8 protein-coding genes and 1 pseudogene are annotated in these 12,262 nt (G+C 38.8%); 4 read left to right on the top strand and 5 right to left on the bottom strand.

Translation table 11 applies throughout. The features are described from left to right. Nucleotides 1-46: 46 nt before the first annotated feature. The 3 genes from FV185_RS04720 to FV185_RS04710 all read right to left on the bottom strand — a co-directional run bounded on the left by FV185_RS04720 (nt 47) and on the right by FV185_RS04710 (nt 3,595). Nucleotides 47-1,285: an ATP-binding protein gene (locus tag FV185_RS04720; RefSeq protein WP_067494307.1), complete on the bottom strand. Its 1,239-nt coding sequence runs from the start codon at nt 1,283-1,285 to the stop codon at nt 47-49. 256 nt (nt 1,286-1,541) lie between these two features. After that, complete coding sequence (locus FV185_RS04715) at nt 1,542-2,693, bottom strand: ATP-binding protein (RefSeq protein WP_067494304.1); 1,152 nt, start codon at nt 2,691-2,693, stop codon at nt 1,542-1,544. A gap of 128 nt (nt 2,694-2,821) precedes the next feature. Next, a complete protein-coding gene (locus FV185_RS04710; protein ID WP_067494301.1) occupies nt 2,822-3,595 on the bottom strand; it encodes a sulfite exporter TauE/SafE family protein in 774 nt (257 codons plus the stop codon). A gap of 109 nt (nt 3,596-3,704) precedes the next feature. Here FV185_RS04710 and cysB point away from each other — a divergent pair, with 109 nt between their 5' ends. Continuing rightward, a complete protein-coding gene (cysB, locus tag FV185_RS04705) occupies nt 3,705-4,640 on the top strand; it encodes an HTH-type transcriptional regulator CysB (RefSeq protein WP_067494299.1) in 936 nt (311 codons plus the stop codon). A 22-nt stretch (nt 4,641-4,662) separates the two neighbouring features. On the opposite strand, the gene murJ is transcribed toward cysB, so the two are convergent. After that, nucleotides 4,663-6,198, bottom strand: a complete 1,536-nt coding sequence (gene murJ, locus FV185_RS04700; protein WP_067494296.1) for a murein biosynthesis integral membrane protein MurJ — start codon at nt 6,196-6,198, stop codon at nt 4,663-4,665. 178 nt (nt 6,199-6,376) lie between these two features. Here murJ and FV185_RS09550 point away from each other — a divergent pair. After that, a pseudogene (locus FV185_RS09550) lies at nt 6,377-7,499 on the top strand (IS3 family transposase). 266 nt (nt 7,500-7,765) lie between these two features. On the opposite strand, the gene FV185_RS04685 reads toward FV185_RS09550, so the two are convergent. Continuing rightward, nucleotides 7,766-9,343 (bottom strand): HD domain-containing phosphohydrolase, encoded by a 1,578-nt coding sequence (locus tag FV185_RS04685; protein WP_067494293.1) that lies wholly within the window; start codon nt 9,341-9,343, stop codon nt 7,766-7,768. A 91-nt stretch (nt 9,344-9,434) separates the two neighbouring features. On the opposite strand from FV185_RS04685, the gene FV185_RS04680 reads away from it, so the two are divergent. Beyond that, nucleotides 9,435-10,766: a tetratricopeptide repeat protein gene (locus tag FV185_RS04680; protein WP_067494290.1), complete on the top strand. Its 1,332-nt coding sequence runs from the start codon at nt 9,435-9,437 to the stop codon at nt 10,764-10,766. A 169-nt stretch (nt 10,767-10,935) separates the two neighbouring features. After that, nucleotides 10,936-12,262, top strand: a 1,327-nt coding sequence (locus FV185_RS04675; protein WP_197457774.1) for a VCBS domain-containing protein, incomplete at its 3' end; no start/stop codon positions are given.

Here is a 12,262-nt window from a genome sequence, read left to right as displayed (position 1 = left end):
GAACCCGCAATTTGTTAACGCTATGTTTAATGAGGAAAGATTCCGACTATTTACCCCACAGGGTGGCGAGCGGAGCCGCCCAAATATTGTCACCCAAAGGCAGGGTTTCATCACCGTTATAAAGCAAGATACCCATCTTAAATTGCGTACCGGCCAAATGACTCAATTTTCTCAATCCCTTTAAATCACTCTCCTTCACAGTGCCAGAGGCTTTCACTTCAACACCAACCAATTGTCCGGCTGCGTTCTCAATTACTATATCAACCTCAACTTTGTCGGTATCGCGGTAGTACATTAATGTGTACCTACTCTCTGCTGTAGTAGTGGCTTTGAGTAGTTCACCGTAAACAAAGGATTCCAGAACATGACCAAACCGACTTCGGTTATGCTGAACCTCTTCAACAGTCAGACCAACTAAGCTCGCCAGTAAACCAGAGTCAATGAACTGTAATTTAGAGGTTTTAACGATTCGCTTAAGTCTGTTGTGGGCCCAAACCTCTGTCCGTCTGAGTAAGTACATCTGCTCAAACACGCTGACGTACTTCGCTGCAGTTTTGCTGTCCAGCCCACACAGGCCGCCTAGCTCACTGTAGTTACACATTTGTCCCGCAGTTTGTGCCAAGGCGTGCAAAAATCGTGGCAACTGATCCAGCTTGTCAATACTTGCGACATCACGAATGTCACGTAAAATGAGCGCGTCGATATATTGCCGTACCCATGAAGCTCGTCGTCTCTCTGTGGTTCTTGAAATAGCTTCAGGGTACCCACCCCTTAGTACACGATCAACCAAGTCAGATTCCACTGCTTTTGTATATGGCTTGGGAATTTGCTCAGAGAATACGCTATCAAGCCAGTTTGTTGACTGCCCTTCGATTTCACTTTGGGAGAGAGGAAGCAGTAATAAAGTCTCCATACGACCAGCTAAGGAGTCTGCCACTGTCGGTAAAGCCATTAGATTAGCTGATCCTGTCAGTAAGAAACGCCCGGGACGTCTATCTTCATCCACACTCTTTTTGATGGCTAACAGCAAAGAGGGAGCGCGCTGTACTTCGTCAATGACCGCACAATCTAGGTTACGGATCATTCCGACAGGATCTTCTTTGGCTGACATCAAAGTAAGCTCATCATCCAGGGTTAAATATCGACCCACGCTGCCTGATAGTTGACGAACCAATGTTGTTTTTCCTGACTGACGAGGCCCGGCCAGTAACACTACAGGCGTATCAGACATGGCTTCTGTAATACGCGACTCGATGTGACGTGGGTAAAAAGTTAAGTTAGACATGCTTAATATAATAGCGTAAATTTCGGAATTTTAAAACGTAAATTTTGGAATATACGAGCGTGAAATTTGGAATATACGAGCGTGAAATTTGGAATTAAAATTAAAGAAATCAGACTTTTTAGGATTATCTATTTGATAATTAAGTCATTATTTTGATGCAAGATTAACTTTTTTGACGATTATTGTAACGCTCCTGATGCCAGCGGCTCCACTTTTACCTACTTCAGTTATTCATTTCTTTTGTAGCATGAAATGATTATAAATCTCGCCAACTGGTTACTTGATAATTATCGCGCTCAAAACTCTCATCTCCTCCATAGATAACTTTTAATTGAACAGAGGGATTGTTCAATAATCGGTTTAATTTGATTAGAGAGTGTACCCATTCTGTTGTGAAGGTGGCACCAGATTTGATTTCTACTGCTTTGATAGGGTTTTCTTGCTCATCAATGATATCTATTTCAGTTCCTGAGTTATCACGCCAAAAGCTTAAGTGTAAACGACTGCCGTGATTAAATTGGTGTTTGATCATCTCAGCCACTACCATTGATTCAAAGAGAGCGCCTCGAAAAGGGTGGACAGACAAGATATCACTAGTGGTTATATTCAATAACCATGAGGCGAGACCTGTATCCAAAAAATAAAGTTTTGGTGCTTTAATTAATCGTTTACCAAAATTGCTATGAAACGGCATAATACGCTTCACGATGTAACTTGCTTCTAATACGCTGATCCATTCTTGTGCCGTATGGCTACTGATACCGCAATCATTTCCAAGTGAAGTTAAATTGAGTAATTGACCGCTACGAGCTGCGCATAATTTTAAAAAACGTTGAAACTGATTAAGATTTTTTACATTAATGAGTTGACGAACATCTCTTTCTACATAAGTTGCGACATAATTACTGTACCAATCAGTAGGTTCAATCTCTCTGCTGTAAAGAGCAGGATAGGTACCCTTGAGTATTAATTGATCCAATGTTGCGGGCATGCAATGAGCCGCTTTGAGTTCTGATAAGGATAGTGTCAATAGCTCCACCTTTCCCACTCTTCCAGCTAAAGACTGGTTAATGCTACTAAGTAACTCAAACTGAGATGAGCCAGTAAGGATAAACTGCCCAGGAATCATCTGTTGATCAACAATTCCTTGTAACCATGAAAACAGGCTTGGACAACGTTGAATCTCATCAAGGACGGCCCCCTTTGGGAAACGAGCCAAAAATCGTTTGGGGTCGTTGGTGGCGAATTCTCGTTCGTCAGGATTTTCGAGAGAAATGTAAGGCTTGTCAGGAAATTGATGGCGCGCAAGGGTGGTCTTGCCTGATTGCCGAGGTCCTGTAATAGCAATGATCGGAAAACCTTTGGTTAACCGTTCAATCGTTTTTGAAGCGTTACGCGCATAAAACATACGGATTTGAAGTTGAATTTCATAATTGTATATTTTATTATAAATCAGATAGTTAAGCAACTCTTATTAGCGATTTTGGCGTTTTAAAAGTGTTAATTACTCTTGGTGTTATGTTTTATATGATTTTGTTAGGTCAACATAAGCTTTACAGCAATGCCAGCTAAGAGAGTGGCAAGTAAAGGGCGAGTAACTTTTTCTGAAATTTTGCTATTGAGTTGAGTGCCAAGCCAAATACCAGGGATAGATCCGATTAATAAATTAATCAGTAATGAAAAGTTAATTTCCCCTAAAGCCAAATGTCCCATCCCGGCAATAAGAGTGATAGGAATAGCATGAGCAATATCTGTCCCGATAATTCTCGATAAGGGCAGTTTTGGGTATAAAAGAAGTAAAGCAGTAGTCCCTACCGCCCCTGCACCCACTGACGATAGAGTAACTAACGATCCAATAACCATCCCCACAATAACAGAGATAAATCGTTTATAGGATATCTCTTGGGTTATTTGGATAGCCGTTTCACGGCGATAGAGATTGCGCCAACCCCACAATAAGGCGAGGGCTGTGAGAAAGAGGGCGAGAGCTAAGGAGTAGCGAATAGTGGCGCGGAAGCTCTCTTGCTGCCAATGACTGCCGGCCAATGACAAGGTAATAAGCGAGGCTGGAATACTTCCTAAACTTAAGTAGGATACAGCATGCCAATCAATATTTTTTTTACGGTGATGAATGAGTGTGCCGCTCAGTTTAGTAATTGCAGCGTAAAGAAGATCCGTACCCACTGCGCTCAAGGGATTAATTTTAAAAACCAAAATGAGTAAAGGAGTCATCAGTGAGCCACCGCCCACGCCGGTTAACCCCACTAAAAACCCACCTAATAACCCTGATAGGGCATAAGACCAATGCATGTCTTGTGTCGCATAAAATAAAAAGACATGTTAACCGTCAATCCTATAAAATATTAAGGAATATTATCTTTTCTCTATAAAACTAAATGTTATATAGGACAGGCTCCCCATGAAATTACAACAATTACGTTATCTGGTGGAAGTGGCTCAAGCAGGACTCAATGTGTCGCAAGCTGCCGAGAATCTCCATACCTCTCAACCTGGTATTAGTAAACAAATTCGTTTGCTAGAAGAAGAGCTCGGAGTGGATGTATTTGTCCGCAATGGGAAACGTATTGTCGGTATTACAGAACCTGGTATGCGTATTGTTAAAATGGCGCAAAATGTATTGTTAGAAGCCAAAAACTTACGTGAGGCAGGCCGTGAATTTAGTCATGAAAGTGCAGGTAGTCTCACTATTGCCACCACTCATACTCAAGCGCGTTATGTGTTACCTAACATTATTCATCAATTCGCCCAGCGTTATCCTTTAGTTAAATTAGTGCTCCATCAGGGCAACCCCATTGATGTATCTGAAGAGGTGGTAGCTGGCAAAGCAGACATTGCTATTGCCACTGAAGGGATGGACCAATTTGCTGATTTATGTGTTCTCCCTTGTTACCAATGGAATCGCTGTTTGGTAGTGAAACCTAATCATCCACTGTTAGCAGAAAAGAAGTTAACACTCAAGAAATTAGCTGAGTACCCTTTAATTACCTATGATTTTTCATTCACTGGTCGCTCAAAAATTAATCAAGCCTTTGAGCGTGAAGAGTTAACGCCTAATGTGGTATTAACAGCACTGGATGCAGATGTCATTAAAACTTATGTTGAGCTTGATATGGGGGTGGGAATTATTGCTGCTATGGCTTACGATAAAGAGCGTGATAGTGGCTTAAGAGCCATTGATGTTAGTCATCTTTTTGAAAACAGTACCACTCGTATTGGTATTCGTCGTGGTGCGTTTCTGCGTCAGTATACCTATGACTTCATCGAGCTGTTTGCTCCACAACTGACACCTGATATCGTCCGTGAAGCCATTGTTAAAGAATTGGATGAAGATTAGGATGACAAAACTAGTGAGTGGATTAAGCACCTTCTTTTTTGAAATGATGAAAACGCAGTCCCATTAACCACAAGCTTAAAAAGTAACTCACCGCTGCAATGGTCAATAGAGGAATTAATCGTAATAAGTGTTGTAGAGTATTACCTGTTAGCCATAACGACGCATTACCCTGTCCCCACCATAAAATAGCGCTCATGACGAGTGTTGCAATACCAATCTTAACCAGAAAAACAGCCCATCCTGCTTTGGCATGATAAAGCCCACGTTTTTTTAAGCCTATTAAGAGCCAAGTGGCGTTAATACAGGCACCTAACCCTGTGGCAAGAGCTAATCCTGCGTGAGCAAAAAACTGCATAAAAAGGACGTTCATTAATTGTGTAATAAAAAGAACCATAATGGCGATTTTGACGGGTGTTTTGATGTCTTGTCTGGCGTAAAACCCTGGCGCTAGAATTTTGACACCAATTAACCCGGTTAAACCAAGGCTGTAAGCAATTAAGGCATGATAAACCTGGGTTGCATCAGACTCTAAAAAAGCGCCCCTTAGAAACAGGGTGCTGATAAGAGGAATGCCTGCGACAGCTAACGCTGCTGCTGCAGGAACAGTTAATACGAGAGTTAGTCTTAAACCCCAATCAAGTAAATCAGAATAGCGATCTTCATGCCCTAAACTATGATGTTTAACAAGAGAGGGGAGAAAAATGGTCCCTAAGGCCGCGCCTAATAATCCTGTGGGAAACTCCATTAAGCGGTCGGCATAAAATAGCCAAGAAACACTACCTGTAGGCAGAAAAGAAGCGAAAATAGTACTGACTAACAAACTGATTTGTCCAACAGATACGCCAACAACAGCAGGAGCCATCAATTTTAATACTCGTCTGACTCCCTTATCATGCAAAGCCAAGCGAAAGCGTGGCAGCATATTAATTTGTTTTAAGAAGGGGATTTGAAAAAACAGTTGTAATACCCCACCCATAAAGGCACCCCAAGCCAGTGCCATGATGGGTGCGTTAAGATGGGGCGCTAAAAATAGAGCGCATAGGATAAAGGATAAATTTAATAATACCGGGGTGAAGGCAGGAATCCAGAAGCGATTCCATGTATTTAATATTCCCGCCGATAGCGATACTAAGGTAATAAAAAATATATAAGGAAAAGTAACTCTTAATAAATCAACGGTGGTGTGAAATTTAATACTGTCAGCACGAAAACCTGGTGCTGATAAATAAACAACTTGGGGTGCAAAAATAACGCCTAGTAGGGTGGTGACAAATACCACTACAGCCAGAAAGCTTGAAACATGGTCGATGAGGTTTTTAGCAGAGTCATCACCTTCTTTGGCTTTAGCGTCCGCTAAAAGTGGTACAAAAGCTTGAGAAAAAGCCCCTTCTGCAAATAGACGACGTAATAAATTAGGAATCCTAAAAGCCACAAAGAAAGCATCTGTTAGGCCGCCTGCACCAAAAGCATGGGCAATTACAGCGTCACGAATATAACCTAATATACGTGACAATAAGGTCATACTGCTTGTTTGAGCTAATGCTTTAAGAAGATTCATTATTACAAGTTAAGATAAGTTGTTTTGATGGTTTCGTAAGGTGGTTTAATCTTACCGTATTTAATATCTTGTAAGCGATATTAATTGCCACAGAACACATCAAGAGGGTATGACCTGCACCCAATTTTTAGTTTTATGTTAAATCTAGTAAAGTTCATTTATGTAAAGGAGAATGGACTTGAAGAAGCGATTTACAGAGGAACAGATTATTGGGTTTTTGAAGGAAGCAGAAGCTGGTATTCCTGTAAAAGAGCTATGCCGTCGACATGGTTTTAGCGATTGTTCTTTTTATACTTGGCGTGCCAAGTTTGGAGGAATGACAATACCGGATGCTAAAAAGCTGCGGGATTTAGAGTCTGAGAACAGTAAATTAAAGAAACTGTTGGCTGAGGCTATACTGGACGCTGAAGCCTTAAAAGTGGCTCTTGGACGAAAGTACTAAGCCCACAAGACAAACGCGAGGCTGTAAAGCTTATGTGCCAGACTACGGCTATTTCTGAGCGACGTGCCTGTTATCTTGTGGGTATATCAAGAACTGTTCTTCATTACCAGCCTGTAAGTGGGATAAAGAATCAGGAACTACAGCAACGTATTGTTGATCTTGCCCATGAGAGACGTCGATTTGGTTATAGACGTATTCATGCTTTATTAAGACGAGAAGGAGTAGAAGCCAACCATAAAAAGGTATTCCGTCTTTATCAGGAAGCGGGGTTGGCTGTTAAACGTAGACGTAAGAGACATGGCGTGATGGTACAAAAGCAGAGCTTATCCTTACCCAGTAGCCCTAATGAGGTATGGTCTATGGATTTTGTATCAGATGCCCTAGCCAGCGGAAGAAGGGTTAAAGCATTGACCATTGTGGATGATTTTACTAAAGAGTCTATTGATATTGCTCTTGAACACGGTATATCGGGACAACAGGTGACCCGTATACTGGACAAGCTATTTACTTTAGAGGTGCTCCTAAAGCCATTCGAACGGATCAAGGGCCGGAATTCACAGGTAAAGCACTAGATCAATGGGCTTATAGGCATGGGGTAGAGTTACGTTTAATACAACCTGGGAAACCTACCCAAAATGCCTATATAGAAAGTTTTAACGGTAAATTCAGGGATGAATGCTTGAATGAGCATTGGTTCATGAGTTTAAAAGAAGCGAGAGTACTTATTAATGCTTGGCGAAAAGATTACAACGAGCATAGACCACATAGTGCTCTGAACTATCAAACGCCAGCAGAGTTTGCGGCAGCATTTAGGTCAAAGCAAACAGGGTCAGTATTACAGGAAAAGAAGGATGTTTAACAGAATTTTACTAGATCGATACTGAGACTATAAATGGGGGCAGGTCAGTTTTATTAGAAATGAAAAGAAGATTTGGTATTTAATATATATTTATATTTTATAGCTTAATTGCTCATTATAATTTTATACTTAGGGACGTACTGCAAATACTTAAGTTTTATTTGTTATATTGTCTACATGTTAATATGAAGGTTTTGTGACAGATTTTATTACTTTTAGCGAGGAATCCAAAGAATTGCTAAGTTTAAATAATGAATATTATTGTTTTAAAAAACTGGAAATTCATATCCAGGTATTTTTTTTACATCAACATAATCGATCTGATCACTATCAAGAAATTCATGGGCATATTTTTCATAAATTTTTTCAGAGACAAACAAATTAAAGATATCTGGATCAATATGGTTTTGGAGTTTAAATTTACCTAAAATTTCTAAAGCTTCGCTGAGAGTTTTTCCTTTTTTATATGGTCTATCTTTAGCAGTAAGTGCCTCAAAAATATCTGCTATAGCAATACAACGAGCTTGTAGTGATAATTCGTCTTTTGTTAAGCCTCTTGGGTAACCTGTTCCATCCATTTTTTCATGATGTCCGCCAGCATATTCAGGTACATTTTTAAGGTGCTTAGGCCACGGTAGTGCTTCTAGCATATTTATTGTCGTTTCAATGTGCTTATTAATCACTGCCCTTTCTTGGCTATTAAGAGTGCCTTTTTTAATATTAAGGTTTTCATGTTCATCTTTACTTAATATGGGTAAATTTTGGTTATTGATATTGATGTTATAACTGTTTGCAATTTTTTTTAATCGCTCTTCATCTTCTAGGCTCATGTGTTCAGAACCAAGATTTATTCTTTCCAAGAAATTAAAGTCTGAATCTACTTGACTAATAGTCTCATTAAATTCATTGGCATTTATTTGATTTTTCAACAATTTTATTTCGAGATCTTTTTTAAATAGATTAAAACGTAACTCAATTAACTCTATACGATCAATAATTGATTCTAATTTTGTAGATTTATCTACAATATGAATGGGGGTGCCAATTTTTCCACAATCATGTAAAAGGGAAGCTATTTTTAATTCGTATCTGTCTTTATCTGTTAGGGTAAACTCTTTAAATGGATATGAGTTTGTATCATGTAATGCGTTAGCAATTAACTCGGTTAGCCTTGGTACTCTGTTACAGTGTTTTCCTGTATAGGGAGATTTATCATCTATCGCTGTATTTATTAGACAGATAAATGATTCGAATAACTGTTCTAGTCTTTTTATTAATTGTTTTTGAGTAGAAGCAGAGGCAACCAAAGAACATAGTGATGCAACCACTGACTCATCATTATGTGTGTAAGAAACAATTTCTTCATTATGAACAGGATTTATTAGTTGTAATATGCTAATGACTTCATTTTCGTGATTACATATAGGTACTGTTAGCAAAGAAATGGTTGTGTAATTTAATTCTGTATCAGTACTTTTGGTGCCTGAAAAATCGTAACTTATATCATCATTTATATTGTCAATATTTATTATCGATTTTTGGTGATAACTGTTTAAAACTGCTCTGTTTAACAAAGGCTTAAAGTTATCATCGTAGAGAGGTATTGGATCAATTGTTATTTTTTCTCCAGATATCCCACCCTGGTGAAGATTAAGACTTTTTGTTTTTAATATTTCGAATTTTAAAAATTTATCTTCCGTAACGTTATATATTGTCCCACCATCTGAATTTGTTATACCCATTGCGGTATCAAGAATAATTTCTAAAAATTTAGTAGTGTTCTTCTCTTTTGTTAATAAATTTATTAGTTCTAGTAACTCTTGTGTGTTTAAATATGATTTCATTTTGTGATGTATATACAATTAAAAATATTTTGTTACATAAGTATACTAGTTTGGATATTATCTTTTTATTAATCATTAATAAATATTTATTATGAGTCGTTATAAGAAATTCTTTTTTTATGTTTCTTTTTTATCGATTCTTGCCTTTTCCTTCAATGTGAATGCTAATCCAATTGATAATTTGAGAAGCTTAATTCACCAGAAGCGCTTTGATGAAGCATTTGATTTAGGTTTAAGTCATGAGCAGTTAATAGGGAATCCTAAATTCGATTATTATTTTGCTATTGCAGCCATTGATAGTGGTCATGCTGCAATAGGAATTACGACTTTAGAGAGATTATTGGCTATTTATCCAGAAAATGATAAGGCTCGTTTAGAATTAGCCAGAGCTTACTTTTTAACAGAAAATTATGAAAAAGCTAAAATTGAATTCAACAAAATATTAGAAAAGAAAATACCGCGCAAGTTAAAAACCACAATAAAGAGATACTTGTTTGATATTGATCAGCATGATCCTGTAACACGTACTACTAAAAGTGGCTATTTGAATATCATGGTTGGGCAGAATACAAACTCTATTACCGAAACGTTGGGGAGTATGGATTCATCATGGTTATACAACGTAATTTCTCCTGTTTATTCGTCTTCAGTGTATGGAACGCAATCTGGTTATTTAGACGGCAGTGTTGGTTATTTGTTGTCAAGTCATTTAACGTCATCATGGCGATATATTATTGATTTAAACGGTAATTATAGGAACTACACTCTTAATAATTATGATCAAAGATCAACGTCCACGGTCTTTGGCTTGGCAAATACAAGAGATGATAATGAATTTACAATTCTGTCTAATATAAGCCAAGATGGGCTTAATGGTGGAGATTTAAGGTCTGTATATAGCATTAAAACCGGATGGAACAAGAATCTTAATCGAAATACAGTATTAAAGTCGTCCATTACTTATTCCATGTTGAGGTACAACAATACATTATCCCCTACCTTTAATTCAAATATGCCTGTCATCAGTATTGGCGCTTCACAATGGGTCGGTGGTAAACATGGTTTAAAGTTTGATATAGAAATGAGTGGGGCTCAGGAAAGGAACCTACAAGCGCAAAACAGTTTATCAAGAAATATTTTGGGTGGAAAAATGGGTGTGGCCTCTATTATCCATGGCAATCTAACTTCTTATTTATCAGCAGGTTATTATAAAAGTAATTATTGGACTTCTCAGATAAACCCCTTATTAGCAAATCAAATAAGACAAGATAGACTATTAACGCTTGACTTGTCACTGAAGTTAAAATTAGATCGATCTTTCAGTATAGTTGGTAATTTATCAAGGATAAGTAATAACTCAGAATATATTTCCTCTGTTTTTGCTCAAAATGAATATGGAGTTGGTGTTAGTTACTCTTGGTAATAATTTTACTTAAGCACATCTTTTTACTATTAACCATTCATTTCTCATATAAGATAATTTTACTTGTTTTATCTATTACTAAAGTTATAGTTTTTTTGGCGCCTTCACTTCTTGTCATCAATAGTTAATAATTGACCTACTTATAAAAATTACTGGTAAATGATTAATTATGGCTGACGTTACTACCACAGATTCCAGCGAAGGCTCATCTCAAATAAACTCTGATGCTCAGCATTTAGATAATCTGACATCATTGCAACAGTCGCAGCCAACGATTAATAGTAACGTTCAGCAAACCAATCAGGCCACTCATCAGGTCGCAAGTCAGGATATTATCGCACCAGATAATCCTAGCATCGTAAATAAACCAACTGAATCTAGTGTTCCTAAAAGTAACCCGACTGAATCTGATTTTCGGTTACAAATTCAAGAAAATACGTCTAGTTCTTCAGTAGACAACCAAGTCAAATCCGTTCAAATAGGAACTAGTGATGGCAATGACGTAAATTTACATACAAATTTACTCAATCAAAATTTACTTAATAATGGCAACAGCAATTTTAATACTATTGGTGCTAATGCAAGAAACCAAGCCATTAACGCAAATGGTGTCGCGCCTCCACACGTTGGTGTGGGAACGTCTAAAAGCGTAGGATCAAATGCATCATCAGCTACGGTTGCTAGTGTTGGGTCAAGTAGTTCAGCGTCTCAACAGGCGGTTCAAGTCAGCACGAGTTCGACCGGTACTACAGATGCTTCATCGAGTAGTAGTTCATTATCAAGTTCTGTTGCGTCTAACACAAACACACAAACAAATAATTTTGCTTCAACACCTTATCTAGCCCCTAATGAAACGACTAATTTTAAAGGCGCTTTGACACATGGTAGTACAACCAGTGGTACAGAAGGCTCTACAAACTCGTTTACAGGATCAATTCAGTTAAACGGGTCTTTATCTGTTTCAACAGCTGGTACAACTACTGGCCACTATGGCACGTTGACGCTGAATGCGAATGGCAGCTACAGCTACAGTGTGAATGAAAGTGCGATGGAGCATGTCCAGCACGGCACCACGGTGAATGATACGTTTACCTATCAGGTTGAGGACAGTCATGGCAATACGTTGAATCAGACGTTGACGATGACGGTGTCGCCGGACAATGACACGACAGGGTTTACGGCGCAGGCGAGTGTGACGGCGGCGCAGGATGGAGGAAGTGCGGTCAGCGGTCAGATCACTTTGAGCACGAGCGAGAGTGGCGAGACGTTGAGTGTGGTGACGGGTAGTGGCACGAGCGAGTCGCTGACGGGCAGTTATGGCACGTTGACGCTGAATGCGAATGGCAGCTACAGCTACAGTGTGAATGAAAGTGCGATGGAGCATGTCCAGCACGGCACCACGGTGAATGATACGTTTACCTATCAGGTTGAGGACAGTCATGGCAATACGTTGAATCAGACGTTGACGATGACGGTGTCGCCGGACAATGACACGG

It is taken from the genome of Ferrovum sp. PN-J185 (genome assembly GCF_001581925.1).
In the GTDB taxonomy this organism is placed as follows: Bacteria; Pseudomonadota; Gammaproteobacteria; order Burkholderiales; family Ferrovaceae; genus PN-J185.
Note: the sequence above shows the minus strand (reverse complement) of the source record. Positions and strands in the feature narration are given on the sequence as shown.